Origin of the sequence: Sphingomonas hankookensis (assembly GCF_028551275.1) — a bacterium.
In the GTDB taxonomy this organism is placed as follows: Bacteria; Pseudomonadota; Alphaproteobacteria; order Sphingomonadales; family Sphingomonadaceae; genus Sphingomonas; species Sphingomonas hankookensis_A.
Genome location: NZ_CP117025.1, coordinates 238228 through 261881, shown reverse-complemented (window position 1 = coordinate 261881; position 23654 = coordinate 238228). Strand labels below are relative to the sequence as shown.

Sequence of the window (23654 nt, the reverse complement as noted above, 5' to 3'; positions counted from 1 at the left end):
TACGGTCAGCGGGAACGCACGACAGGCTCGGCAGTTCGCCGGTGACAGGGCAACGGGGACGAACATGGACACGATCATCGTCGCGGGCGCGACCGGCGATTTGGGCGGGCGGATCGCGAAAGCCGCGGTCGCGCGCGGGGCGAAGGTGCGTGCGCTGGTCCGCCCCAGCACCGCGGCCGGCCGGATCGCCGCGCTGGCGAGCATCGGCGCCGATCCCTGCCCCGTGGATTTCGACGATGCGCAGGCGCTGGCCCATGCCTGTCGCGGGGTGGTGTGCGTCGTGTCGGCGCTGAACGGGCTGGGCGAGACGATCCTCGATACCCAGACGAAGCTGCTCGACGCGGCGCTGGGCGGTGGGGCGGCGCGGTTCATCCCGTCGGACTTTTCGATCGACTATCGCGCGTTGCCGACCGGCAAGAACCGCAATTTCGACCTGCGTCGCGCGTTCCGTACGCGGATCGACACCGCGCCGATCCTGGCCACGTCGATCTTCAACGGCGCGTTCGCGGACATGCTGAACGGGCAGATGCCGTTGATCCAGCGGCGGGTGCGGCGCGTGCTGTACTGGGGCGACGCGGACGTGAAGTTCGCGCTGACGACCAAGGACGATGTGGCGGCCTATACCGCCGCCGCCGCACTCGACCCCGCCGCGCCGCGCAACCTGCAGATCGCCGGCGCCGAGGTCAGCGCGCGCGATCTGGCGGCGTTGATGGGGGAGGTGACGGGCAAGCCCTATGGCCTGTTGCGCGCCGGGTCGCTCGGCGCGCTGGAGCGGATGATCGGGGTGACGCGACGGCTGTTCCCGGCGCGCGACCAGGTGTTTCCGGCGTGGCAGGGGATGCAGTATCTCCACAACATGTTCGACGGTCGTGCGCCGAGCGGGCCGGTGGATAATGCGCGGTACGAAGTGGCGTGGACGCCGTTGCGGAATGTCGTGAAGGAACAATGACGTATCCCCGCGCAGGCGGGGATCCAGGGTAACCGGGCGGCGCGCTATTGGCTCTGGACCCCCGCCTGCGCGGGGGTACGATCAGTTTTCGGGGGAGAAGGAGGCGAGCGGTAGCACCATCCCCGCCACCACGAACCAGCATCGGTCGACCGCCGCCGCCACCGCCTGGTTGAGCCGCCCCGCCTCGTCGCGAAACGCGCGGCCCAGCGGATGGTCGGGCACGATGCCCAGGCCCACTTCGTTGCTGACCAGCATCAGCGGGTGCCGCGCCGCGCCGATCGCCGCGATCAGCTCGGCGCTATGCCGCGCGACGTCATGCCCGCCCAGCATCACATTGGTCAGCCACAAGGTCAGGCAATCGACGAGCACCGGCCCCGTAGCCGCACCAATCGCCTGCGGCAGGTCGAGCGGACATTCGACCGTGCGCCAGCCGGGTCCGCGATCCGCGCGGTGGCGGGTGATGCGGTCGGCCATCTCCGCGTCCCACGCCTCCGCCGTGGCGAGATAGGTCCATGGTCTCGGCAGCGCTTCCATCGTCGTCTGCGCCAGCCGGCTCTTGCCCGAGCGCGCGCCGCCCACGAACAGGGTTGTCGTCGCCATCTTGTCCTGTGCCCCGATGCGCTCTAAGGGCGCGGATGCGACAGGTTCCCAGAAATGGGATGAAAAGGGAACCCGGAAGCGCGTTTGCGACGCGCCATCCGGGGCTGCCCCCGCAACTGTGACCGGCGAGCCTTGCTCCCCCGTGTGCCACTGGACCCAAGGTCCGGGAAGGCCGGGCAAGGCGATGACCCGCGAGCCAGGAGACCTGCCCGTCGCGGTTGTCCTTCGCGCGGACGGGGTGTGCCGGGCGATCGAGGGTTTCCTCGCGTGACGACGTCGTTTGGGGGTCGTGCGTGCGGAGAACAGCCTGTTCCGGCGCCCGCGCCGCGCGTCCCCTTGTTTGATGCCAAGGGGGATTACCCGAATGAAGACCCGTTTCCTGTTGCTGCCCTGCCTGTTGGCAGCGACCCCGAGTTTCGCGCAGAGCGCCCAGTCGACCACCGGCCTCGAACGCGTGGCGGACGGCGATGACGAGATCGTCGTCACCGCGAACCGCGAGGCACGCCCGGTCGATACCGTGGGGCAGGCGGTCACCGTGCTCGACACCGCGACCATCGAAACCCGGCAGGCGGTGGTCGTGTCCGACCTGCTGCGCCAGACGCCCGGCGTCACCGTCACCCGCAATGGCGGTATCGGCACGACGACCAGCGTCAACATCCGCGGCGCCGACAGCGATCAGACCGTCGCGCTGATCGATGGCGTGAAGCTCAACGACCCGTCGTCGCCCGGCGGCGGCTTCAACTTCGGCAATCTGCTGATCGGCAACATCGCTCGCATCGAAGTGCTGCGCGGTGCGCAGTCGGTGTTGTGGGGCAGCCAGGCGATCGGCGGCGTCGTCAACCTGATTACCCGGCAGCCGACCGAAGAACTGGCGATCAACGCCCGCGCGGAAGGTGGATCGTTCGGCACCGGGCAGGCCTTTGCCAACGTGTCGGGCAAGTCGGGGGCGGTATCGGCAAGCCTGGGCGGCGGGTTCTTTACCACCGACGGCATTTCGGCCTATGCGCCGGGACGCGAAAAGGACGGCTATCGCAACTATGGCGCGAACGGCAGCGTCGCGGTGGCGCTGGCCGACAATGTCTCGGTCGATGTGCGCGGCTTCTATTCGAACGGCCGGACCGAGATCGACGGCTTTCCGGCGCCCACGTTCAGCTTCGGCGATACCCGCGAGGTCGGGAACGCGGAGCAATGGACCGGCTATACCGGGCTGAACGCCGCGCTGTTCGACGGGCGGTTCCGCAACCGCATCGGCTATGCCCATACGTCGAGCAACCGCACCAACACCGATCCCGACGGCACGCCGACCGAAACCTTCCGGGGCAAAGGGCGCAACGACCGGATCGACTATCAGGGATCGTTCGACGTCACCGACGCCGTCTTCGCGACCTTCGGCGTGGAACGTGAAGTGTCGCGCTTCACCACGGCGAGCTTCGGCGGGCCGGCGACGACCGGTCGTGCGCGCCTCTTCGGGGTCTATGGCCAGCTGGCGGTGACGCCGATCGAAAACCTCACGCTGACCGGGGGCGTGCGCCATGACGATCATAATGTGTTCGGCGGAGCGACGGTGTTTTCGGGCAGCGGTGTCTGGTCGCCGAACGGCGGCAATACGCTGCTACGCGCCAGCTATTCGGAAGGGTTCAAGGCGCCGACGTTGTACCAGCTGCAGAGCGAATACGGCAACGCGCTGCTGACCCCGGAACGCTCGCACGGCTGGGACGCCGGCATCACCCAGCGTGGGCTGGACGGTGCTGTCGAGGCGAGCGCGACCTGGTTCGACCGCACGTCGAAGGACCTGATCGCGTTCATCTCCTGCCCCGCCAACGGCACCGGCATCTGCGCCGGGCGGCCGTTCGGCACCTATGACAATATCCAGCGCGCCGAGGCGAAGGGGCTGGAATTCGCGCTGAAGCTGAAACCCGTCGAGGCGTTCACCGTCGCCGCCGCCTATACCTATCTGGATGCGCAGAACCGCTCGGCCGGGACTGCCAATTTCGGGCGCAAGCTGCAGCGGCGCCCGGCGGACAGCCTGACCGTCAATGCGGACTATCGCTGGGCGTTCGGCCTGTCGACCGGGGCGACCGTCACCATGGTCGGCGACAGTTTCGACAATGCGTCGAACACCCGCCGGCTGGACGGCTATGTCCTGACCGACCTGCGCGCGGCGTTGCCGATCACGGAGCGGGTCGAGGTCTATGGCCGGGTCGAGAATCTGTTCGACGAACGCTATCAGACCATCTTCCAGTATGGCACGCCGGGCCGTGCCGCCTATGGCGGCGTGCGGGTCCGTTACTGATGGAAAGCCTCGCCGAATTCTGCGCGCATGGCGGCCGGGTCGCCGCTGCTGCGCGTGCGTTCGGCGGGGACGACTGGATCGACCTGTCGACCGGGATCGCGCCCTGGGCCTATCCGGTCGACAGCCTCGATCCGGGGCTGACCCGGCTGCCCGAGCCGGGCGAACTGGCGGCGCTGGAGGCGGCGGCGGCGCAGGCGTTCGACGTCGTCGATCCGGCGCAGGTGGTGGCGGTGCCGGGCACCGACCTTGCGCTGCGGCTGCTGGCGGTGGTGCTGGCAGCCGAGCGGCCGGCGGTGGTGCGGCCGGGCTATGCCGGGCATCTTGCCGCATGGGGTGAGGCGCGATGTGTCGCGGCGTTCGCCGATCCGGGCGATGCCGATCTGCTGGTGCTGGCGTCGCCCGCCAATCCCGACGGACGCGTGACGCCGGCCGCGACGCTGCGGGCATTGGCGCAGCGGATGACGGTGGTCGTCGACGAAGCCTATGCCGACCCCGCGCCCGGTCTGTGCGGTGAGGCATCCGACCGGCTGGTCGTGCTGCGGTCGTTCGGCAAATTCTATGGCCTGCCCGGCGTGCGGCTGGGCTTCGTCATCGCCGGACCCCGCGTCACCGGCGCGCTTCGGCATTTGCTGGGCGACTGGCCGGTGTCGACGCCCGCGATTGCGGTCGGCACCGCTGCCTATCGCGACACGGCATGGCGTGAGGGGCAGGTCGAGCGGATCGAGACGGTCGGCGCGCTGCTCGACTTCGCCCTGTCGCGCTTCGAGCTTGTCGGGACCGCGCCGCTGTTCCGGCTGATCGGCACGGCCGACGCCCATGCGCTGTTTCGTCACCTGTGCAACCATGCCATCCTGACCCGCCCGTTCGCCGACCGGGCGGATCGGTTGCGCATCGGCCTGCCGCCCGATGGCGCGGCGCTGGCCCGTCTGACCACCGCCCTTGCGGAGTATGTTCGATGACCGAGACCCCCGACGATTATGCGAAGCACAATGCGCGGATGCAGCGCATGGCGGTGGCGCGCGAAAAGATGCAGGCGCGCCGCACGCTCGAACGCGGGCTGCTGATCGTCCATACCGGCAACGGCAAGGGCAAGTCGTCCAGCGCGTTCGGCATGGCAATCCGCAGCATCGGATGGGGGATGAAGGTCGCGATCCTGCAATATGTGAAGGGCAAGTGGGAGACGGGCGAGCGCAACTTCTTCGACGCGCATCCCGACCTGGCGAGCTTCGAGGTGATGGGCGAGGGCTTCACCTGGGAAACGCAGGACCGCGCGCAGGACATCGCCGCCGCCCGCGCCGCATGGGAACGCTCGAAAGAGATGATCCTCGACCCCGCGATCGACTTCGTGATCCTCGACGAGTTGAACATCGTGCTGCGCGACGACACCCTGCCGATCGCCGAAATCGTCGCGTTCCTGAAGGACCGGCCGCTGACCAAGCATATCTGCATCACCGGCCGCAATGCGAAGCCCGAACTGCTCGAACTGGCCGACCTCGTCACCGAATTCGGCGAGGTGAAGCACCCCTATCATGCCGGGTTCAAGGCGCAGAAGGGCGTCGAATATTGATCCGCCTCGCTGCCTTGCTGCTGGCCGCGCCGGGGCTGGTGTCGGCGGCGCCGCGCCTTCCCCGCGTGGTGTCGATCAATCCGTGCGTCGATGCGGTGCTGGCCCGTGTCGCCGATCCGGCGCAGATCGTCGGTATCAGCCATTATTCGCAGGATATCCGCGCAACCTCGGTGCCGCTTAGCTGGTCGAACCGGTTCAAGGCGACGTCGGGCACGGCGGAAGAGGTCGTCGCGCTGCGGCCCGACATCGTCCTTGCCGGCCCCCATGTCGAACCTGCGACGATCGCTGCGCTCAAGCGGCTGAAGATCGCGCTGGTGCAATATCCGGTGGCGGAATCGGTGCCGGAAAGCATGGAGCAAGTCCGCGCCATCGCCGCCGCGACCGGCCATGCGGCGCGGGGCGAAGCGCTGGCGGCACGGATCGCAGCCGCCGCGACCCCGGCGCGGGTGGCGCCGGTCGGCGCGCTGGTGTGGCAGGGGAACGGACTGGTGCCCGGGGCGGGCACGCTGACCGACGACCTGCTCAAGCGTGCCGGTTTCCGCAACATGAGCGCGGCCTATGGCCTCAAGCAATGGGACGTGCTGCCGCTCGAATATCTCGTCGCCAACCCGCCGCGCGTGCTGCTGTCGACCGCGCCGGCGGGCGTGCAGGACGACCGGATGACCGGTCATCCGGCGGTGCGGCGGCTGGCGCAGCATATCAAAGTCGCCCCCTATCCGACGCGGCTGATGAATTGCGGCGGGCCGACGATCATCGCGGCGATGGCGCGGTTGCGGCAGGTGCGCGGGGCAGTCACGTCATGAAGCGATTGACCCTCGGCCTGATCGTCCTGCTGCTGATCGCCGTCGCGCTGTCGGTAGCGGCGGGCAAGGTGTGGGTGCCGCTCGACGCGTGGACCGCCGACGATCCGCGCTCGATCATCATCGTGGAGTTGCGCCTGCCGCGCACCGTGCTGGCGTTGCTGGTCGGGGCGGCGCTCGGCCTGTCGGGGGCGGTGATGCAGGGCTATCTGCGCAATCCGCTGGCCGATCCGGGACTGTTCGGCGTGTCGTCGGGCGCGGCGTTCGGCGCGGTGCTGGCGCTGTATTTCGGCTATGCCGCGCAGATGTGGCTGCTGCCGGGCTTCGCGCTGGTCGGCGCTGGCGTGACGATGACGTTGCTGGCGCTGATCGCCGGACGGTCGGGCAGCCTGATCCTGTTCACGCTGGGCGGCATGATCCTCACCAGCATTACCGGGTCGCTGACGTCGCTCGCGATCAGCCTTGCGCCGACGCCGTTCGTATCGTCATCGATCGTGACGTGGCTGCTGGGCGCGCTGACCGACCGCAGCTGGGACGATGTGGTGGTTGCCGCACCGCTGATCGCGCTGGGCATGGGGGTGCTGGCGATGACCGCGCGGTCGCTCGACGCGCTGACGCTGGGCGAGGCGGCGGCACGATCGATGGGTGTCGATCCGGCGCGGCTGCAACGGCTGGTCATCCTCGGCGTCGCGTTGACCGTCGGGGCGTCGGTGGCGTCGGCGGGCATCATCGGGTTCGTCGGGCTGATCGTGCCGCATCTCGTCCGGCCGCTGGCGGGCAACCGGCCCTCGGCGATCCTGCTGCCCTCCGCGCTTGCCGGGGCGGTGTTGCTGACCTTTGCCGACAGCCTCGTGCGGCTGGCCCCGACCGTCAGCGAACTGCGGCTCGGTATCGCCATGTCGATGCTGGGCGGGCCGTTCTTCCTGTACCTGTTGATCGCGATGCGGCGGAGGCTGGCATGACCGATCTGGTGGCCGATGCGATTTCGCTGACATTGGGCAGCAACCGCGTGCTCGATCAGGTGTCGTTCGCGTTCCGGCAGGGGCGGGTGACCGCGCTGCTGGGGGCGAACGGCGCGGGGAAGTCGAGCCTGCTCGCCTGCCTCGCCGCGCTGCGCCGTCCGGATGCGGGTGCGGCACGGCTGGGCGGCGAGGATGTGCAAGCGATCGACCGGCGCGCGCGGGCGCAAGCGATCGGGCTGTTGCCGCAAGCGGCCGATGTGCACTGGGACATCGACGTGCGTACCCTGGTGGGCCTCGGGCGGTTCGCGCATCGCGGGCGCTGGGGCGAGACGCAGGCCGATCGCGATGCGGTGAAGGCGGCGCTGGCGGCGACCGACATGACCGACCTCGCTGATCGGGGCGTCGAGCGGCTGTCGGGGGCGAGCGGGGGCGGGCGCTGCTGGCGCGGGTGCTGGCGGGAGAACCCGACTGGCTGCTGGCGGACGAACCGCTTGCCAGCCTCGACCCCGCGCACCAGCTGGACGTGCTGGCGCGGTTGCGCGGGGTGGCGGCGGGCGGGCGCGGCGTGGTGCTGGTGCTGCACGACCTGCATCTGGCGGCGCGGGTGGCGGACGACGCGGTGCTGTTGAAGGACGGGCGGATCGTTGCGGCGGGGGAGGCGGATGCGGTGCTGACCGCGCCGGCCATCGCCGAAGCCTATGGCATCGATGTCGAGATCGGCCGCACGCCGCAGGGGCATCGCTACATATTTCCGGTCGCGCGGTGATCGCGCTGGCGGCGCTGATCGTCGAGGCGGCGCTCGGCTATCCGCGGCGCTGGTGGCATCCGGTCATGGGCGTCGGCGCGCTGATCGATTCGTTCGAGCGGCGCTGGAACCGGCGGCGTCGTGCCGAGGGGATTGCGCTGGTCGTATTGCTCGTCGGGTTGTCGGTCCTACTGGGATCGGCGATCGAGCGGCTGGGGACGATCGTCAGCGTGGCGGTCGCGACGACCGGTCTCGCCCAGCGCAGCCTGCACGATCATGTCGCGGCGGTGGCGCGGCCGTTGGCGGCGGGCGATCTGGGCGCGGCACGGCAGGCGGTGGCGATGATCGTCGGGCGCGATACCGCCACGCTGGACGAGGCAGGCGTCGCGACGGCGGCGATCGAGAGCCTTGCGGAAAGTTTCTGCGATGGCGTGGTCGCACCGGCGCTGGGCCTGTTGCTGTTCGGGCTGCCGGGGCTGTTCGCGGTGAAGGGGATCAATACGGCGGACTCGATGGTCGGGCATCGCACGCCCGAGCTGCGCGCGTTCGGATGGGCGGCGGCGCGGGCCGACGATGTCGTCAATTTTGTGCCCGCACGGGTTGCAGGCGCGCTGATCGCGCTGGCCGGACACGGTGGCTGGCGGGAGATGCGGCGCGACGCCCCCCGCCATGCCTCACCCAATGGCGGTTGGCCGGAGGCGGCAATGGCCGGCGCGCTGGGACGGCGGTTGGGCGGGGCGGTCAGCTATGACGGCGAGCCGGCGCAACGCGCGGTGCTGGGCGATGGGCCGCCGCCGCATGCGGCCGACCTGACGCGGGCGCTTGGCATCTATCGCACCGCCTGCCTGTTGCTGTGGATGCTGGTCGGGATCGTCGCTTGGGCGCGGTGATGCTCCAGGGGACCGGATCGGATGTCGGCAAGTCGGTGCTGGTCGCCGGGCTGTGCCGGCTGCTGACCGACCGGGGGTTGCGGGTGCGCCCGTTCAAGGCGCAGAACATGTCGAACAACGCCGCCGTTTGTGCGGATGGTGGTGAGATCGGTCGGGCGCAGGCGTTGCAGGCGATGGCGTGCCGCGTGCCGCCGACGACCGACATGAACCCGGTGCTGCTGAAGCCGCAAAGCGACCGCACGTCGCAGCTGGTGGTTGGCGGACGCGTGGCCGGGGTGATGGCGGCGGGCGACTATCGGCGGCGGCGACCCGAATTGCTGGCCGAGGTGCTGGCGGCCTATCGCCGCCTGTCCGGCGAGGCGGATATCGTGGTGGTCGAGGGTGCGGGATCGCCCGCCGAGATCAATCTGCGCGCGGGCGATATCGCCAATATGGGCTTTGCGCGGGCTGCCGGAGTGCCGGTGGTGCTGGCGGGCGATATCGATCGCGGCGGGGTAATTGCGGCGCTGGTCGGCACGCAGGCGGTGATCGATCGGGCCGATGCGGCGATGATCCGCGGATTTGTGGTCAACAAGTTCCGGGGCGATCCGGCGCTGTTCGAGGATGGCAGGGCGGAGATCGTGGCGCGTACCGGCTGGCGCGATATCGGGCTGGTGCCATGGCTGCCCGATGCCGCGCGCCTGCCGGCCGAGGATGCGGTGGCGCTGGGACGTGGGGGCGAAGCGGGCGACGGGCCGCTGATCGCGGTGCCGATGCTGTCGCGCATCGCCAATTTCGACGATTTCGATGCCCTTGCCCATGATCCGGCGGTGCGGTTGCGGATGATCCCGCCGGGCCGGCCGTTGCCGGGCGATGCGTCCCTGGTGATCCTGCCGGGGACGAAGGCGACGATCGCGGACCTCGCTTTCCTGCGCGAACAGGGCTGGGATATCGACCTTGCCGCCCATGTCCGGCGTGGCGGGCAGGTGATGGGTATCTGCGGCGGATACCAGATGCTCGGCACCGGCATCGCCGATCCGGACGGGATCGAGGGACCGGCGGGACAGGTCGCCGGGCTGGGGCTGCTGCCGATCGATACGGTGATCGCGGGCGCCAAGACGACGCGGCCGGTCACCGGCACGCTGGCGGACGGAGCGGCCTTTGCCGGCTATGAAATTCATGCCGGCGTGACGACCGTCGCACCGGGTACGCCGCCGCTGCTGCATTTCGCCGATGGCACGCCCGATGGCGCGGTCGCGCGCGACGGGCAGATTGCCGGTTGCTACGTTCATGGCCTGTTCGATGCGCCCGCCGCGCGGGCCGGCCTGCTCGCGCGGATCGGCGCGCGCAGCGACCCGCTCGACCGGCGCGACGCCATCGATGCCGCGCTCGACGGGGTGGCGCGGGCGCTGGAAACCGCGCTCGATATCGACGCATTGCTGGACATTGCCGGGGAGGCCCTATGATCGACGAGATTCGCGCGCATCTGGACGCGCTCGCCAAGCCGCGCGGGGCGATGGGGCGGCTGGAGGCGCTGGCAACCGAACTGGTGCTGACCCAGGGACGGATCGATGCGCGCACCGCACCGCGCCGCATCGTGCTGTTCGCCGGCGACCATGGCTGTGCCGGTGAGGGAGTGTCCGCCTGGCCGTCCGAGGTCACGCAGATGATGGTGGCGACCATCTTGTCGGGACGCGCGACCAGCAACGCGCTGGCCGCTGCCGCCGACTGCCCGTTGCGGCTGGTCGATGTGGGGATGATGGGGCCGCGCGTTGCCGGTCCCGACTTCTTCCGCGACGCGCGTATCGGCGATGGTAGCGCGCCGCTTGGCACCGGACCGGCGCTGTCCGTCGCGCAGTTCGACGCGGCGTGGGCGGTCGGGGCGGCGGAGGCGGATGCGGCGATCGATGCGGGGGTCACACTGTTGATCGCGGGCGAAATGGGCATCGGCAACACGACGCCAGCCGCCTGCCTGACGGCGTTGCTGACCGCTCTGGATCCCGATGCGGCGGTCGGGCGCGGTGCGGGGGCGGACGATGCCGTGCTGGCGACCAAGCGTCGCATCGTGGCATCCGCCGTGGCGAGGGCGGCGGGGGTTGGCGATCTGCGCGAGGCTATCGCGTCGGTCGCCGGCTATGAGATCGCGGCGATGGCCGGTTTCTACGCGACCGGCGCGCGGCGCGGGGCGACGCTGCTGCTCGACGGCTATGTCGCGACCGCCGCCGCGCTGATCGCCGAACGGCTCGCCCCCGGCAGCGTCAGGGCGATGATCGCCGGGCATCGCTCCGCCGAACCCGGCCATGGCGCGGCGCTTGCGGCGCTCGGGCTGACGCCGGTGCTCGACTGGGAGATGCGGCTGGGCGAGGGGAGCGGAGCGCTCGTGGCCCTGCCGCTGCTCGACGCGGCGGCGGCGTTGTTGAACGATGTCGTACGGCTCGACCAAATCGGGGCGGATCGTGCCGACTGAGTGCCCGCGCTGGGCGCCGCCGCTGCTGGCGGTGCAGTTTCTGACCCGGTTGCCGGTGCCGTGGCTGGCGCGGCTGACGGCGGAACAGGCGGGCGTCGGATTGGCGCGGGCGATGGCGTGGCTGCCGCCGGTCGGGTCGCTGATCGGTGCGGCGACCGGCGTGACCTTCGTGCTGGCGCAAGGGCTATGGCCGCCGATGATCGCCGCGATCGTGGCGCTGATGGTCGAGGCGCTGCTGACCGGTGCGTTTCACGAGGACGCGGTCGCCGATTTCTGCGACGCGTTCGGCGGCGTTGCGAGCGGCGACCGCGCGTTGACGATCATGAAGGACAGCCGGATCGGCAGCTATGGCGCGCTGGGCTTGGGGCTGGTGGTGCTGCTGCGCCTTGCCGCGATGGTCGCGCTGCCGCCGATGCTGGCGATGGCGGCGATCGTCGGCGCAGCGACGGCGGGCCGGCTGTGCGCGGTGACGCTGGCGGCGATGCTTGCGCCGGTCGGCAGCGGTGCGGGCATGGCGGTGCGGGCCGGGCGGATGCCGGGCGGGCGGCTGATGCTGGCGGGGCTGCTGGCGCTGCCGGGCCTGGTGCCGATCCTGTGGCTGGCGCCGGGAGCGGTGGTCGCCGCGCTGGTGGCGATGGCGGCGATGCTGGGGTGGCTGGCGCGCTTCCTGATGCGGCGGATCGGCGGGAGCACCGGCGACTGCCTGGGCTTTGCGGCGGCGATGGGACAATTGGCACTGCTGCTGACGGTGGCGGCGCGGTGAAGGTGCTGCTGCTGCGCCACCCGCCGGTCGCAACGGCATGGCGCGGGCGCTGCTATGGCCGGTCGAACATGGGGTGGAGCCGCGACGGCTGGGCGATGGCGCGGCGGATCGTCGCGGATCTGCCGCCGGTCGATGCGGTCGTCCATTCGGGTGCGCAGCGCACCGCCCGGCTGGCGGCGATGGTCGAGCAGGCGCGGTGCGTGCCGGCGACCGCCGATCCCCGCTGGCTGGAACGCGATTTCGGCTATTGGGAGGGGCGGCGCTGGGACGCGATCTGGCGGGAAAGCGGCGCCGAGATTGACCGCATGATGACCGATCCGGAAGCCTATCGCCCCGGCGGTGGCGAAACCGGGCGCGACATCGCCGACCGGGTAGCGGCGGCGTGGGACGCGCTGCCCCGGGTCGCGTCGGTACTGGTCGTCGCGCATGGCGGACCGATCGCCACGCTGCGCGCGCTGCGGGCCGGGGTGCCGCTGACGCGCGCGGTGGACTTCATTCCGGCGTGCGGCGAGGTCGTGCCGCTTCAGCGATATTGCCAGTAGCGGACGTAATCGACCTTCATCGACTGGGGGAAACGGGTGTCGTCGATCCCCATCTTCCCGCCCCAGTCGCCCCCGACCGCGACGTTCATGATCAGGTTGAACGGCCGGTCGAACGGCCATGCCGCCTGCCCACCGGGCTGGTCGTTGTCGACCCGCATATAGCCGCGACCGTCCACCCCGATGGTGATCGAATCCGGTTTCCAGTCGAGCTGATAGCGATGCCATTCGCCGCAGGCGGTCCGCATCTTCAACGATCCGCCGCGCTGCGTTCCCCGCGCATGGTTGAAGGCGGCGCTGTGCAGCGTCGCATGGACGAGGCCGGGTTCGTATCCCACCAGTTCGAGAATGTCGATTTCGCCCCCCGCCGGCCAAGTGCCGTTGGGCGGCAGCATCCATAGCGCCGGCCAGATGCCGCGCCCGCACGGCAGCTTGGCGCGGATATCGTAGAAGCCATAGCCCATCGGCCGCGTCGAAACGATCCGGGCGGAGGTATAGGCCTGCCCGCCGGCATCGGGCCCCTTGGGCGTTTCGCGGCGCGCCTCGATCACCAGCGCGCCCTTTTCGACACGGGCGTTGGCCGGGGTGTTGGCCGGCGCATAATATTGACGTTCGTTGTTATACCATCCGGCACGGTTGCGGCTGGTGTCGAAGCGCCAGTTTGCCGGATCGATCCGCTTGCCCGAAAACTCGTCGGCGAAGGTCGGCGACCCGCCAGGCGGGGCGATGGCGACGTCGACCGCATGGTTCGACGCGCCGAGCGTCGCGGGCGTCTCCTGCGCCTGTGCCGTCGCGGCAAAGGCGATCGTCGCCAGCATCCCCATCATCCTGCCCATCGATACGCTCCTGCCATCGCCACCGGACGCCTGCCCGTGCCGTGCTAGGGTAGGAAGCGTGCAGGGGCGAGCGCAACCCCTGTCGGTACCGACCGTTCAGGCGACAACCCCCGGAACCGGAGCAGGCGAATGACGATAGAGCAGTTCGATTATCACGATGGCGACACGGTATTGCAGGCCGGCATCGCCTTTCCCGCCGGTCAGGACAAGGCACCGGCCGTGCTGGTCGTCCATCAATGGGCGGGACGCGGCGACGGCGAGCACAAGGTTGCCGAGCGGCTGGCCGACCTCGGCTATGTCGGGATCGCCATCGACATGTTCGGCAAGGACGTAAAGGGCAATCCGGGCGGCGACAACAGCCACCTCATCAACCCGCTCCTGTCGGACCGCGCCGCGTTGTTGCAGCGGATGCGCGCGGGGGTGGCCTTTGCCGCGACGCTGGACCGGGTCGATGCGTCGCGGATCGCGGCAATCGGCTATTGCTTCGGCGGGCTGTGTGTCCTCGACCTCGCGCGCGGCGGCGCTGACGGGGTGCTCGGCGTGGTGAGCCTGCACGGGATGCTCGATGGCAACGATCTGGGCGGCGACGGACCGATCGCGGCCAAGGTGCTGGTCGAACATGGCTGGCGCGATCCGATGGCGGCGCCGGACAAGGTGCTGGCCTTTGCCGAGGAAATGGGTGCGCGTGACGCCGACTGGCAGCTCCATGCCCATGGCCGCGCCATGCATGCCTTTACGAGGACGCAGGCCGCCGCGCCGGAAAAGGGCATGGCCTATGACGCCGATGCCGATCGCCGGTCGTGGGAATCGGTGCAGGGGTTCCTGGCCGAGCTTTTCTGATCCGGTTGCGTCGGTCGGCCCGCACCCCATCTTTACGGTAACGAAGGAACGCAAACCATGACCGAGTATCGCAAGACCGAAGAGGCGCTCGCCCGCCTGACGCCCGAGCAATTCTATGTGACGCAGCAAAGCGGCACCGAGCGGCCGGGCACCGGCGAATATCTCCACGAAAAGCGGCCCGGCATCTATGTCGACATCGTGTCGGGCGAACCGCTGTTCGCATCGGCCGACAAGTTCGATTCGCATTGCGGCTGGCCGAGCTTCACCAAGCCGATCGAACCGGCCAATGTCGCCGAGCTGCGCGACACGACGCACGGCATGGTCCGCACCGAGGTCCGCTCGGCCGGCGGGGACAGCCATCTGGGGCATGTCTTTCCCGACGGTCCGCGCGACCGCGGTGGCCTGCGCTACTGCATCAATTCGGCGGCGCTGCGCTTCGTGCCCCGCGAAGCGATGGAGGCCGAAGGCTATGGCGCCTATCTCGACCAGGTCGAGGGATAGGCGCAGGCGCCACGCTCCAAACGGCGTGGCGGTCCCCCAGGGGGATCGGGTATCGATTTCTGCTAGAAACTGGTGCTGCCGGTGAGGATTGAACTCACGACCTCAGCCTTACCAAGGATGCGCTCTACCACTGAGCTACGGCAGCACTCCGAGCCGGGGGGAAACCCCTCGGCGGCGGGAGGGGCCTATGTGCAGGCATTCGCGGTGATGTCAAGCGGCCGTTGCCATATTGCGGGCGAATTGCGTAGAAAGTCGCGATGAGCGAAGCGGAACGCAAGGCACGGCTGGCACAGGCGCTGCGGCAGAATCTGCGCCGGCGCAAGGAACAGGCGCGGGCGGAGGTTGCGCTCGAGCAACCGGCGCAGGCCGCCACGGGGCAACCGGCGGCCGACTGAACCCTGCTCGATTGTTGACAGCGTTGACGGCGGGCGACACTTTCCCCGAAGAATCGATGGGGAGAGGTCGGATGCGTCGCTGGTGGTTGCTGCTGATCGCGTTGTTGCTGGCACCGGTGGCCTGGGGCCTGCCGGCGGCGGCGCCTGCCGGATCGCCGGTGGCGGCGCATGGCCGGCTGGCGGTGAAGGGCAATCGCGTGGTCGATGCGCAGGGCAAGCCCTATGCGGTCCATGGCATGTCGCTGTTCTGGAGCCAGTGGCAGCCGCGCTATTATGATCCGGCGACGATCGCGTGGCTGGTGCGCGATTGGCGCGTAACGGCGGTGCGCGCCGCGATCGGCGGGCAGCAGGGCGGCTATGATACGCAGCCCGAGGCGGAGACGAAGCGGGCCGAGGCGGTGATCGACGCGGCGATCGCGCACGGTATCTATGTCGTGGTCGACTGGCACGCGCATCAGCCGCGGCCCGACGATGCGGTGCGCTTCTTCAGCCATATCGCGACCAAATATCGCGGCGTGCCGAACCTGATCTACGAAACCTATAACGAGCCGCTGCCCGAACATGGCTGGGCGACCGTGCTGAAGCCCTATCACGCCAAAGTGATCGGCGCGATCCGGGCGATCGATCCGGGGGCGTTCGTGGTGGCGGGCACGCGCAGCTGGTCGCAGGACGTGGACGAAGCCGCCGCCGATCCGCTGCCCTTCGCCAATGTCGCCTATACACTGCACTTCTACGCCGCGACGCATAAGGGCGAGTTGCGGTCCAAGGCGGAGACGGCGATGCAGCGCGGCATCGCGCTGTTCGTCACCGAATATGGCACGACCGCCGCCAATGGCGACGCACCGATCGACGCGACCGAGACGCGGACCTGGTGGGAGTGGTGCGCGAAGCACGGCATCAGCTATCTGAACTGGTCGGTCGCGAACAAGGACGAGGCGTCCGCAATCCTCAAACCGGCGACGCAGGGCCTGTCGGGATGGAGCGAGGCCGAGCTGACCGAATCGGGCCGGCTGGTACGGACGCATCTGCGCGCGCTGCGCTGACGCCTTGTCGCTCGCGGGAGGGGCGTGGCATGTAGGCCCCATGACCGACTCCCGCCCGCTCGCCTATCGCCACACGCCCGGCACCGGCCCGACCATCCTGTTCCTGCCGGGCTATGCGTCCGACATGAGCGGGACCAAGGCGCTGGCGATCGAGGCATGGGCGCGAGAGAGGGGGCGGGCGTTCCTGCGGTTCGATTATGCCGGGTGCGGCGAAAGCCCCGGTGCGTTCGAGGCGCAGACGCTGGCCGGCTGGGTCGACGATGCGCTGGCGATGATCGATCACGCCATCGAAGGCCCGGTAGTGCCGGTCGGATCGTCGATGGGCGGCTGGATCGCGCTGCTCGCCGCCCGTGCCCGGCCGGAGCGGATCGCCGGGCTGGTGGGGATCGCGCCGGCCCCCGACTTCACCGACTGGGGCTTTTCGCAGGCGGAGAAGATGGCGCTGCTGACGGAAGGACGGATCGAGCGGCCGTCGCCCTATGCCGATACGCCGACCGTGTTCACCCGCGCCTTCTGGTCGTCGGGCGAGGCCAACCGGGTGATGCACAGCGAGCTGCCGATCGATGCGCCGGTGCGGCTGGTGCAGGGGCAGCGCGATGCCGATGTGCCGTGGGAGCGCACCGTCCACCTCGCCTCGCGCCTCCGTTCAGCCGATGTGCAGACTGTTCTCGTCAAGGATGGCGACCATCGCCTGTCGCGTGATGGCGATATCGCGCTGATCCTGCGCGCCATCGAGGATGTACTGGCCTGATGTTCTCCCCGCTGCTGTTCCTCGCGCTCCAGGCCGCCGCCGGGCCGCAATTGCCTGTGGGTGCCACGCCCGAAGCGCGCTATGATCAGTGCGTCGATGCCGCGACGACCGCGCCCGAGCAGGCGGAGAAGATCGCCGGGCAATGGCGGCTGGTCGGGGGTGGGTTCCTGGCGCGCCAGTGCCTTGGGATGAGCTATGCCACGCGGCAGAAATGGACCGCGGCGGCGGAAGCGTTCGAGCAGGCGGCGCGCGAGGCGGAGGTGGCGAAGGACGCCCGCGCCGCGAACTATTGGGCGCAGGCGGGCAATGCCCGGCTGGCCGATGGCGATACCGCCGGAGCCGGAACCGCGCTGGATGCTGCGTTGGCCAGCGGGGCGCTGACCGGCCTTGCACGGGGTGAGGCACAGCTTGATCGGGCGCGGGTGCGTGTGGCGGGGGGCGACCTGCCCGGTGCGCGCGGCGATCTCGACCGGGCGCTGAAGGATGCGCCGGCCGATCCGCTCGCCTGGCTGTTGTCGGCGACGCTGGCGCGGCGGATGGGCGACCTGACGCGGGCGAAGGCGGACATTGCCGAGGCGCTGCGGCGGTCGGCGGACGATCCGTCGGTCCAGCTGGAGGCGGGCAATATCGCCGGCCTGTCGGGCGATACCAAGGGCGCCCGGGCGGCGTTCGAGGCGGTGCAGCGGCTAGCCCCGGACAGTGCGCAGGCCAAGGCGGCGGACGCCGCGCTCGACACGCTGCCGCCTGCCTGATGGCGGTTGCGGTGTCCCGGTGCTGACCCGATATGCCGGGTCAACGCACATGGGAGCCGTACATGACCCGCTATCTCCACACCATGATCCGGGTGACCGACCCGGATGCGACCATCGCCTTTTTCGACATGCTGGGCCTGAAAGAGGTTCGCCGCATGGACAACGAAAAGGGCCGATTCACGCTGATCTTCCTCGCCGCGCCGGGGCAGGAGGGCGTGGCCGAGGTCGAGCTGACCCATAATTGGGACCCCGAACCCTATGCCGGCGGGCGCAATTTCGGGCATCTCGCCTTCCGGGTCGACGATATCTACGCGACCTGCCAGACGCTGATGGACGCCGGCGTCACGATCAACCGTCCGCCGCGCGACGGACACATGGCGTTCGTAAAGACGCCCGACGGCATTTCGATCGAGCTGTTGCAGGACGGGTCGCTTCCCGCCGCCGAACCCTGGGCATCGATGCCGAACACCGGGACGTGGTGATGGAGATCGTCCAGATTCCGGTGCTGTCCGACAATTATGCGTGGCTGCTGCACGACGCGGCGAGCGGCGAGACGGTGGCGATCGATCCGGGCGCGGCGCAGCCGGTGCTGGATGCCGCCGCAGCGCGGGGCTGGACGATCACCGCCATCTGGAACACCCACTGGCATCCCGATCATGTCGGCGGCAATGCGGCGATCAAGGCGGCGACGGGGGCCACGGTGACCGGGCCGGAGGCGGAGCGGGCGAAGATCGCCGACATGGACAATGGCGTGGGCGAGGGCGCGATGCTGTCGGTCGGGGAGCATGCCGCCACCGTCTGGGCGGTGCCGGGGCATACCGCGGGCCATGTCGCGTTCCACTTTGCCGACGACGCCGTGCTGTTCAGCGGCGACACCCTGTTCGCCATGGGCTGCGGCCGGTTGTTCGAAGGGACGGCGGCGGAGATGTTCGGCAATATGCGGCGCTATGCCGAGTTGCCGGCCGATACGCGGGTCTATTGCGGGCACGAATATACCCTATCCAACGGCCGCTATGCGCTGTCGGCCGAGCCGGACAATGCCGCCATCGTCGAGCGGATGGCGGCGGTCGAAGCGCTCAGGGCCAAGGGCGAGCCGACCGTGCCGACGACGATCGGCGCGGAGCTGGCGACCAATCCGTTCCTGCGCAGCCGGTCGGCGGAGGAACTGGCACGGCACCGCGCGGCGAAGGATGCGTTCTGATCGGGTAAGGAGAGGCGCGATGAAGCGAATGGCATGGACGGCGGCGCTGTTACTGGGCGCCTGCGCGACTCCGCAGCAACTGGCGGAGACGCAGGCCCGGGGCGACCGGGAGCTTGCGAAGATGCTGGCGGGGCGGGTGGCGGGCAAGCCCGAGAACTGCATCCCGACCGGCTTCATTGACGGGCCGCAGGTGGTGGGCGATTCGCTGATCTATCGCCAGACCGGCAAGCGGCTGTGGCGGACCCAGGTACGCGACCGCTGCCCGTTCCTGCGCGACGATCAGATCGTCGTGTCGATCCTGTACGGGGCGCAGGTGTGCCGCAACGACCGGTTCCGGCTGGTCGATCGCGGTGCGCCGATCGCGTCGGCGGATTGCACGTTCGGGGAGTTCGTGCCGTATGACAAGGTGGGGTGAGCCTTCACTGCCACCTCCCCGCTCTCCCGTTTGGTTCGAGCTTGTCGAGAACGGGGTGCCTCAAACTCCGCGTTCTCGACTGACGCTTCTCGACAAGCTCGAAGCTGCTCGAACCGAACGGGTTTGGGGGGATGGAACTCTCTCCCGCCCGTTCGTCCTGAGTAGCCGCTGAGCCTGTCGAAGCGGCGTATCGAAGGACCTCCAGGGTGCTTCGATACGGGCTTTCGACTTTGCTCAATCCCTACTCAGCACGAACGGCGGTACGGGATCACAGCACGTAGCGGCTGAGGTCGGTGTTCCGTGCGATGCTGGCCAGCTGCTTTTCTACATAGGGCGCGTCGATCGTCACCGCTTGGCCCGCGCGATCCTCGGCGTCGAAGCTGACCTCTTCCAGCAGCTTCTCCATCACCGTCTGCAGACGGCGGGCGCCGATATTCTCGACCTCCGCATTCACCTCCGCCGCGATGCGGGCGATGGCGGCGATGCCGTCGTCGGTGAAGGTCACCTCGACGGATTCGGTGCCGAGCAGCGCGCGATACTGTGCGGGCAGCGATGCCTTGGTATCCGACAGGATCGCGATGAAATCGGCCTCGGTCAGGCCCTTCAGCTCGACCCGGATCGGCAGGCGACCCTGTAGTTCGGGCAGCAGGTCGCTGGGCTTCGCCACATGGAACGCGCCCGACGCGATGAAGAGGACATGGTCGGTCTTCATCGGGCCGTATTTGGTGGCGACGGTCGTCCCCTCGATCAGCGGCAACAGGTCGCGCTGCACGCCTTCGCGGCTGACCGAACCGCCGCGCACGTCGCTGACCGCGATCTTGTCGATCTCGTCGAGGAAGACGATGCCGTTCGCCTCGGCATCGGCCAGCGCAGCGCGGCTGACCTCGTCCTGGTCGAGGCGCTTGTCGGCCTCTTCCTCGACCAGCTTGTCCCAGGCGGCGCGGACGGTCAGCTTGCGGCGCTTCTGCTGGCCTCCGCCGAACGCCTTGCCCATCATTTCCGACAGGTTGATCATCTGCGGCGCGGCACCGGGGATTTCGAACGGCATCTGCGGGGCCGCGTCGAGCTCGATCTCGACTTCCTTGTCGTCGAGATGGCCGTCGTTGAAGCGCTGACGGAACGCCTCGCGGGTCGCTTCGCTGGCGCCCTTGCCGGTCAGCGCGTCGAGCAGGCGGGCCATCGCCGCTTCCTCCGCCTTGTCCTTGACCGCGACGCGGCGGCGTTCGCGTTCCAGCCGGATCGCTTCCTCGACGAGGTCGCGGGCGATCTGTTCGACGTCGCGGCCGACATAGCCGACCTCGGTGAACTTGGTCGCCTCGACCTTCACGAACGGCGCGTCGGCGAGCTTGGCCAGACGCCGGCTGATCTCGGTCTTGCCGCAGCCGGTGGGGCCGATCATCAGGATGTTCTTGGGCGATACCTCGTCGCGCAGGTCGGGCGAGAGCTGCTGCCGACGCCAGCGGTTACGCAGCGCCACCGCGACGGCGCGCTTGGCGTCCTGCTGGCCGATGATATGCGCGTCGAGGGCAGCGACGATCGCCTTCGGAGTCAGATTGTCTTGCATGGAATGTCCGTCAGTTCGCGCTGTCGAGCGCTTCGAGGGTGACGCGATCGTTGGTGTAGACGCAGAGTTCGGCGGCGATGGCCAATGCCTTGCGCGCGACCTTTTCGGCGTCGCCTTCATAGTCCGACAGCGCGCGGGCGGCGGCGAGGGCGAAATTGCCGCCCGATCCGATCGCGGCGATGCCGGCTTCGGGTTCCAGCACGTCGCCATTGCCGGTGACGACCAGCGTCACGTCCTTGTCGGCGACGATCAGCATCGCCTCCAGGTTGCGCAGGAACTTGTCGGTGCGCCAGTCCTTGGCCAGTTCGACGGCGGCGCGCAGCAGTTGGCCCTGATGGCGCTCCAGCTTCGCTTCCAGCCGTTCGAACAGGGTGAAGGCGTCGGCGGTGGCGCCGGCGAACCCGGCGATCACCTTGCCGTCGCCCAGCGGGCGGACTTTCCGCGCATTGGGTTTCATGACCGTCTGTCCGGCCGAAACCTGCCCATCCCCCGCGATCACCACGCGACCGCCGCGACGCACGGATACAATCGTGGTGCCGTGCCACACCGTCTCTTTGCTCATGGGCGCGATATGGGGAGGAGGTTGGGTTGGACAAGGTGGGCTTCAAATCCTCCCCGCTCTGCGGGGAGGGGGACCATCCGAAGGATGGTGGAGCGGTGCGCCGCGAACGCAGTCGTTGCGTGTGGGGCGCTGCCCCTCCACCATCGCCTTCGGCGACGGTCCCCCTCCCCATGGAATGGCGAGGATCTTTAGCGTTCGGCGCCTTTCGCCTTCCCCCAGGCCCTGGCCGCTGTGTAGCCGAGATAGCCGGTGCCGAAGAGGGCGTACAATTCCTCCGGGATGCCGCGCAGATAGGCGGTCATGCCGCGCGCGATGCCGGCGGCCATGTCGGGCTGGACCGCCGAGATCAGCCCCATCGGGATCGCCCAGAGCAGCCTGTAGCGCAGGGTTGCACACCACGTCACAAGAGTACAAACGTGCGAACCACATCGGAGGCACGCGCATGACCGCAGCAATTACGTACAAGCGGTTTTCTACGAAGGCCCAAGAGGGAAATAGCTCTCTGGATCGTCAGACTATTGCGATCAATGCGATGGTCAAAGAGCGTGAATGGAAAGTCGTTGAGGAGTTAGAAGACCTCGGTCGTAGCGCATGGTCCGGCGATCACCTGAAGTCAGGGCAGCTAGGCAAATTCAAGGAACGGGTTGACGCCGGGGAGATCGATCCGGGAACCGTCCTGGTGGTTGAAAACCTCGATAGGCTTAGCCGCCAAAATATTAAGAAGGCGAGACGCTGGGTTGAAGAGGTAACTGAAGCCGGTATCAAGGTCGCAGTTGCGAACAAGAACAAGGTTTTTGATGAAGCAAGCCTCAGCGGCGAAAACATCATCGACCTGCTGGAATACCTTCTTGAAGCCAAGCGCAGCACCGAAGAAAGCAAGACGAAAAGCGAGCGAAATACGGGTGCATGGCGTAAGGCGGAAAGGGACGCAGAAGCAACCGGCAAGTTGATTACTCGAACCGTACCGGCGTGGTTGACGGTCGACGATGATGGTAATCGCGTTGAGAAACCTGAGCGCGGTAACATCATCCGTCGCATCTACGAAATGAGTGCCAGCGGTATGGGCTACATGAGCATTGCCCGCACTCTCAACGAAGAAGGCTTGGAGCCGTGGGGAACGGCTAACAAATCAAACTTGTGGGAATGGTCCTATATCCGCAATGTCCTGCGTCATCCGGCGGTCGAAGGAGAATACCACTGTGGCCGCAAAATCGGTCGACTGACTGGCCAGATTATCCACGACTACTATCCAAGGGTTGTAAGCGAGGAACTGGTTCAGAGGGCTAGGTCCGCAGGAGCGAACCGCAGCAGGACCGGTGGCGCAAACTACAAGAACCCTGCCAATTTGTTCGCTGGGCTACTGAAGTGCGAGGTGTGCGGCACCAACATGATCCGAAGGCCAAGCCGTTCGTTGACCCATGAACGCGCCGGTAGGCAGGCAAGCTACCTTCAATGCTATGATGCAAAACGCGGCGGCACCTGCACCAATCGCGCATTTTACCGATACGAGCATTTCGAGAAAGCGGCTCTGGACGTGATCCTGTCGCTGGCTTTGCAGAACCAATTTTTCAAACGTACCGACGAAGCGGCCAAGCTATCCGGTCAGTTAGCACAGGCGACCAAGAAGCTTGAAACCAAGCGCCAGCAGCAGCGCCGTTTGCTCAATTACATTATGAGTACGGACGATGCGCCGGAAGCGAAAGTTGAATTGGACCTACTTAGGCCAGAGGTAGCGGAGAACGCTGCACGGGTGGATGAACTTACCCGCGCACTAGAACGCGCGAGAGGCAAGCTTAGCCCTGAGGAACAGGCTCAGCGTGTTATCTCGATGACCAACGCAATTAACAGTGATGACGAGGCTGTCCGTAGCGAAGCGCGCATGACGGTCCGTGAGGCTCTGTCAGGGGTTGTTGACGTTGTATACTGCTCGCCAACCGACAAGGATACGGGTCAGGAGGAACGAACCCTCAGCCTTTGGGCGGCAGACAATCACATCCGCTACGACTTTAACAACGAAGGCGCGATCATCCGTAGCTGGAATCTTATACCCGAAAGCATGTCCGACAACCCAGTGGACCGCGCGTTCAGCGAGGAGTTTGCCGCGATGGGTCGCCATACAGGTACGGGCTTGAAAGTGGCGCAGCGTAATAGCGGGCAAGGCAAGACCTAAGCCCGCCCGTGGCCCCCCTGAGAACGCCGAGACAGGTAAAGGGTGCCCGGACTGCACCCTTTACCTGTTT

Annotated in this window: 27 protein-coding genes, 1 tRNA gene, 1 pseudogene and 1 riboswitch; of the genes and pseudogenes, 23 read left to right on the top strand and 6 right to left on the bottom strand. The window is 68.1% G+C overall.

What is annotated here, in order from left to right; translation table 11 throughout:
- Positions 1 to 64 precede the first annotated feature (64 nt).
- The gene (locus tag PPZ50_RS01310) at positions 65 to 949 is read left to right on the top strand and encodes an NmrA family NAD(P)-binding protein (protein WP_066692009.1); all 885 of its coding nucleotides are present in this window, start codon (positions 65 to 67) and stop codon (positions 947 to 949) included.
- An 81-nt stretch (positions 950 to 1030) separates the two neighbouring features.
- On the opposite strand, the gene cobU is transcribed toward PPZ50_RS01310, so the two are convergent.
- On the bottom strand, positions 1031 to 1549 hold the full coding sequence (gene cobU / locus PPZ50_RS01305) for a bifunctional adenosylcobinamide kinase/adenosylcobinamide-phosphate guanylyltransferase (RefSeq protein ID WP_066692007.1): 519 nt from the start codon (positions 1547 to 1549) through the stop codon (positions 1031 to 1033).
- 25 nt (positions 1550 to 1574) lie between these two features.
- Positions 1575 to 1776, top strand: a riboswitch (cobalamin riboswitch).
- Between the two features lie 137 nt (positions 1777 to 1913).
- On the opposite strand from cobU, the gene PPZ50_RS01300 reads away from it, so the two are divergent.
- Genes PPZ50_RS01300 through PPZ50_RS01245 form a run of 12 tightly spaced genes read left to right on the top strand, consistent with a single transcriptional unit; the run spans position 1914 to position 12557 of the window.
- A complete protein-coding gene (locus PPZ50_RS01300) occupies positions 1914 to 3842 on the top strand; it encodes a TonB-dependent receptor plug domain-containing protein (RefSeq protein ID WP_126013620.1) in 1929 nt (642 codons plus the stop codon).
- Positions 3842 to 4801 (top strand): aminotransferase class I/II-fold pyridoxal phosphate-dependent enzyme, encoded by a 960-nt coding sequence (locus PPZ50_RS01295; RefSeq protein ID WP_066692001.1) that lies wholly within the window; start codon positions 3842 to 3844, stop codon positions 4799 to 4801. Before PPZ50_RS01300 ends, PPZ50_RS01295 begins: the two co-directional genes overlap by 1 nt.
- Positions 4798 to 5409 (top strand): cob(I)yrinic acid a,c-diamide adenosyltransferase, encoded by a 612-nt coding sequence (gene cobO, locus PPZ50_RS01290; RefSeq protein WP_066691998.1) that lies wholly within the window; start codon positions 4798 to 4800, stop codon positions 5407 to 5409. Before PPZ50_RS01295 ends, cobO begins: the two co-directional genes overlap by 4 nt.
- Positions 5406 to 6212, top strand: a complete 807-nt coding sequence (locus PPZ50_RS01285) for an ABC transporter substrate-binding protein (RefSeq protein ID WP_066691990.1) — start codon at positions 5406 to 5408, stop codon at positions 6210 to 6212. The genes cobO and PPZ50_RS01285 overlap by 4 nt, the downstream gene beginning before the upstream one ends.
- Positions 6209 to 7171 carry a FecCD family ABC transporter permease gene (locus PPZ50_RS01280; protein WP_066691988.1) on the top strand — a complete coding sequence of 321 codons (963 nt, stop codon included), beginning with the start codon at positions 6209 to 6211 and terminating at the stop codon, positions 7169 to 7171. The genes PPZ50_RS01285 and PPZ50_RS01280 overlap by 4 nt, the downstream gene beginning before the upstream one ends.
- Positions 7168 to 7800, top strand: a complete 633-nt coding sequence (locus PPZ50_RS01275; RefSeq protein ID WP_272815686.1) for an ABC transporter ATP-binding protein — start codon at positions 7168 to 7170, stop codon at positions 7798 to 7800. Before PPZ50_RS01280 ends, PPZ50_RS01275 begins: the two co-directional genes overlap by 4 nt.
- Positions 7746 to 7937: a hypothetical protein gene (locus tag PPZ50_RS01270; RefSeq protein ID WP_272815685.1), complete on the top strand. Its 192-nt coding sequence runs from the start codon at positions 7746 to 7748 to the stop codon at positions 7935 to 7937. Before PPZ50_RS01275 ends, PPZ50_RS01270 begins: the two co-directional genes overlap by 55 nt.
- Positions 7937 to 8806 (top strand): adenosylcobinamide-phosphate synthase CbiB, encoded by an 870-nt coding sequence (cbiB, locus tag PPZ50_RS01265; RefSeq protein ID WP_066692763.1) that lies wholly within the window; start codon positions 7937 to 7939, stop codon positions 8804 to 8806. Before PPZ50_RS01270 ends, cbiB begins: the two co-directional genes overlap by 1 nt.
- A complete protein-coding gene (locus tag PPZ50_RS01260) occupies positions 8794 to 10251 on the top strand; it encodes a cobyric acid synthase (RefSeq protein WP_066691983.1) in 1458 nt (485 codons plus the stop codon). The genes cbiB and PPZ50_RS01260 overlap by 13 nt, the downstream gene beginning before the upstream one ends.
- Entirely contained in the window at positions 10248 to 11252 is a 1005-nt protein-coding gene (gene cobT / locus PPZ50_RS01255) for a nicotinate-nucleotide--dimethylbenzimidazole phosphoribosyltransferase (protein ID WP_066691981.1), read from the top strand. Before PPZ50_RS01260 ends, cobT begins: the two co-directional genes overlap by 4 nt.
- Complete coding sequence (locus PPZ50_RS01250; RefSeq protein WP_272815684.1) at positions 11242 to 12015, top strand: adenosylcobinamide-GDP ribazoletransferase; 774 nt, start codon at positions 11242 to 11244, stop codon at positions 12013 to 12015. Before cobT ends, PPZ50_RS01250 begins: the two co-directional genes overlap by 11 nt.
- Positions 12012 to 12557: a histidine phosphatase family protein gene (locus tag PPZ50_RS01245; RefSeq protein ID WP_066691975.1), complete on the top strand. Its 546-nt coding sequence runs from the start codon at positions 12012 to 12014 to the stop codon at positions 12555 to 12557. Before PPZ50_RS01250 ends, PPZ50_RS01245 begins: the two co-directional genes overlap by 4 nt.
- Here PPZ50_RS01245 and PPZ50_RS01240 read toward each other — a convergent pair.
- Positions 12539 to 13381, bottom strand: coding sequence for a glycoside hydrolase family 16 protein (locus PPZ50_RS01240; RefSeq protein ID WP_272815683.1), 843 nt, complete (start codon positions 13379 to 13381; stop codon positions 12539 to 12541). The two genes, PPZ50_RS01245 and PPZ50_RS01240, sit on opposite strands and share 19 nt — an antisense overlap.
- A 138-nt stretch (positions 13382 to 13519) precedes the next feature.
- Here PPZ50_RS01240 and PPZ50_RS01235 point away from each other — a divergent pair, with 138 nt between their 5' ends.
- Both PPZ50_RS01235 and msrB read left to right on the top strand, forming a co-directional pair.
- Positions 13520 to 14230: a dienelactone hydrolase family protein gene (locus PPZ50_RS01235; protein ID WP_066691970.1), complete on the top strand. Its 711-nt coding sequence runs from the start codon at positions 13520 to 13522 to the stop codon at positions 14228 to 14230.
- Between the two features lie 57 nt (positions 14231 to 14287).
- Complete coding sequence (msrB, locus tag PPZ50_RS01230) at positions 14288 to 14731, top strand: peptide-methionine (R)-S-oxide reductase MsrB (protein ID WP_066691967.1); 444 nt, start codon at positions 14288 to 14290, stop codon at positions 14729 to 14731.
- Between the two features lie 70 nt (positions 14732 to 14801).
- On the opposite strand, the gene PPZ50_RS01225 is transcribed toward msrB, so the two are convergent.
- Positions 14802 to 14876 (bottom strand) — tRNA-Thr (locus PPZ50_RS01225).
- Positions 14877 to 14988: 112 nt separating this feature from the next.
- Between PPZ50_RS01225 and PPZ50_RS01220 the strand changes: the two genes are divergently transcribed.
- The 7 genes from PPZ50_RS01220 (at position 14989) to PPZ50_RS01190 (ending at position 19288) form a co-directional block, all read left to right on the top strand.
- Entirely contained in the window at positions 14989 to 15126 is a 138-nt protein-coding gene (locus tag PPZ50_RS01220; protein ID WP_198158586.1) for a hypothetical protein, read from the top strand.
- Between the two features lie 71 nt (positions 15127 to 15197).
- A complete protein-coding gene (locus tag PPZ50_RS01215) occupies positions 15198 to 16169 on the top strand; it encodes a glycoside hydrolase family 5 protein (RefSeq protein WP_066691963.1) in 972 nt (323 codons plus the stop codon).
- 40 nt (positions 16170 to 16209) lie between these two features.
- Positions 16210 to 16920 carry an alpha/beta hydrolase gene (locus PPZ50_RS01210; RefSeq protein ID WP_066691961.1) on the top strand — a complete coding sequence of 237 codons (711 nt, stop codon included), beginning with the start codon at positions 16210 to 16212 and terminating at the stop codon, positions 16918 to 16920.
- Positions 16920 to 17672 carry a tetratricopeptide repeat protein gene (locus PPZ50_RS01205; RefSeq protein WP_066691960.1) on the top strand — a complete coding sequence of 251 codons (753 nt, stop codon included), beginning with the start codon at positions 16920 to 16922 and terminating at the stop codon, positions 17670 to 17672. Before PPZ50_RS01210 ends, PPZ50_RS01205 begins: the two co-directional genes overlap by 1 nt.
- 62 nt (positions 17673 to 17734) lie before the next feature.
- Positions 17735 to 18154, top strand: a complete 420-nt coding sequence (locus PPZ50_RS01200; RefSeq protein WP_066691957.1) for a VOC family protein — start codon at positions 17735 to 17737, stop codon at positions 18152 to 18154.
- Positions 18154 to 18873: a hydroxyacylglutathione hydrolase gene (gloB, locus tag PPZ50_RS01195; protein WP_157092772.1), complete on the top strand. Its 720-nt coding sequence runs from the start codon at positions 18154 to 18156 to the stop codon at positions 18871 to 18873. Before PPZ50_RS01200 ends, gloB begins: the two co-directional genes overlap by 1 nt.
- A 19-nt stretch (positions 18874 to 18892) precedes the next feature.
- The gene (locus tag PPZ50_RS01190; protein ID WP_126014812.1) at positions 18893 to 19288 is read left to right on the top strand and encodes a hypothetical protein; all 396 of its coding nucleotides are present in this window, start codon (positions 18893 to 18895) and stop codon (positions 19286 to 19288) included.
- 268 nt (positions 19289 to 19556) lie between these two features.
- Here PPZ50_RS01190 and hslU read toward each other — a convergent pair whose 3' ends face one another.
- From hslU to PPZ50_RS01175, 3 genes and pseudogenes are all read right to left on the bottom strand, one after another.
- Entirely contained in the window at positions 19557 to 20852 is a 1296-nt protein-coding gene (gene hslU / locus PPZ50_RS01185) for an ATP-dependent protease ATPase subunit HslU (RefSeq protein ID WP_066691952.1), read from the bottom strand.
- 10 nt (positions 20853 to 20862) lie between these two features.
- The gene (gene hslV / locus PPZ50_RS01180; RefSeq protein ID WP_055757729.1) at positions 20863 to 21414 is read right to left on the bottom strand and encodes an ATP-dependent protease subunit HslV; all 552 of its coding nucleotides are present in this window, start codon (positions 21412 to 21414) and stop codon (positions 20863 to 20865) included.
- Positions 21415 to 21602: 188 nt separating this feature from the next.
- Positions 21603 to 21788, bottom strand: a pseudogene (locus tag PPZ50_RS01175) (hypothetical protein); the annotation flags it as partial.
- A gap of 68 nt (positions 21789 to 21856) precedes the next feature.
- Between PPZ50_RS01175 and PPZ50_RS01170 the strand changes: the two are divergent.
- Positions 21857 to 23584, top strand: a complete 1728-nt coding sequence (locus PPZ50_RS01170; RefSeq protein ID WP_272815681.1) for a recombinase family protein — start codon at positions 21857 to 21859, stop codon at positions 23582 to 23584.
- The last annotated feature ends 70 nt before the right edge of the window (positions 23585 to 23654 follow it).

Bases quoted from the DNA above. Each gene is read 5' to 3' on its own strand.
- PPZ50_RS01310 (WP_066692009.1), top strand. From the start codon at position 65: ATGGACACGATCATCGTCGCGGGCGCGACCGGCGATTTGGGCGGGCGG.
- cobU (WP_066692007.1), bottom strand. From the start codon at position 1,549: ATGGCGACGACAACCCTGTTCGTGGGCGGCGCGCGCTCGGGCAAGAGC.
- PPZ50_RS01300 (WP_126013620.1), top strand. From the start codon at position 1,914: ATGAAGACCCGTTTCCTGTTGCTGCCCTGCCTGTTGGCAGCGACCCCG.
- PPZ50_RS01295 (WP_066692001.1), top strand. From the start codon at position 3,842: ATGGAAAGCCTCGCCGAATTCTGCGCGCATGGCGGCCGGGTCGCCGCT.
- cobO (WP_066691998.1), top strand. From the start codon at position 4,798: ATGACCGAGACCCCCGACGATTATGCGAAGCACAATGCGCGGATGCAG.
- PPZ50_RS01280 (WP_066691988.1), top strand. From the start codon at position 6,209: ATGAAGCGATTGACCCTCGGCCTGATCGTCCTGCTGCTGATCGCCGTC.
- PPZ50_RS01275 (WP_272815686.1), top strand. From the start codon at position 7,168: ATGACCGATCTGGTGGCCGATGCGATTTCGCTGACATTGGGCAGCAAC.
- cobT (WP_066691981.1), top strand. From the start codon at position 10,248: ATGATCGACGAGATTCGCGCGCATCTGGACGCGCTCGCCAAGCCGCGC.
- PPZ50_RS01240 (WP_272815683.1), bottom strand. From the start codon at position 13,381: ATGATGGGGATGCTGGCGACGATCGCCTTTGCCGCGACGGCACAGGCG.
- PPZ50_RS01235 (WP_066691970.1), top strand. From the start codon at position 13,520: ATGACGATAGAGCAGTTCGATTATCACGATGGCGACACGGTATTGCAG.
- msrB (WP_066691967.1), top strand. From the start codon at position 14,288: ATGACCGAGTATCGCAAGACCGAAGAGGCGCTCGCCCGCCTGACGCCC.
- PPZ50_RS01220 (WP_198158586.1), top strand. From the start codon at position 14,989: ATGAGCGAAGCGGAACGCAAGGCACGGCTGGCACAGGCGCTGCGGCAG.
- PPZ50_RS01215 (WP_066691963.1), top strand. From the start codon at position 15,198: ATGCGTCGCTGGTGGTTGCTGCTGATCGCGTTGTTGCTGGCACCGGTG.
- PPZ50_RS01210 (WP_066691961.1), top strand. From the start codon at position 16,210: ATGACCGACTCCCGCCCGCTCGCCTATCGCCACACGCCCGGCACCGGC.
- PPZ50_RS01205 (WP_066691960.1), top strand. From the start codon at position 16,920: ATGTTCTCCCCGCTGCTGTTCCTCGCGCTCCAGGCCGCCGCCGGGCCG.
- PPZ50_RS01200 (WP_066691957.1), top strand. From the start codon at position 17,735: ATGACCCGCTATCTCCACACCATGATCCGGGTGACCGACCCGGATGCG.
- gloB (WP_157092772.1), top strand. From the start codon at position 18,154: ATGGAGATCGTCCAGATTCCGGTGCTGTCCGACAATTATGCGTGGCTG.
- PPZ50_RS01190 (WP_126014812.1), top strand. From the start codon at position 18,893: ATGAAGCGAATGGCATGGACGGCGGCGCTGTTACTGGGCGCCTGCGCG.
- hslU (WP_066691952.1), bottom strand. From the start codon at position 20,852: ATGCAAGACAATCTGACTCCGAAGGCGATCGTCGCTGCCCTCGACGCG.
- hslV (WP_055757729.1), bottom strand. From the start codon at position 21,414: ATGAGCAAAGAGACGGTGTGGCACGGCACCACGATTGTATCCGTGCGT.
- PPZ50_RS01170 (WP_272815681.1), top strand. From the start codon at position 21,857: ATGACCGCAGCAATTACGTACAAGCGGTTTTCTACGAAGGCCCAAGAG.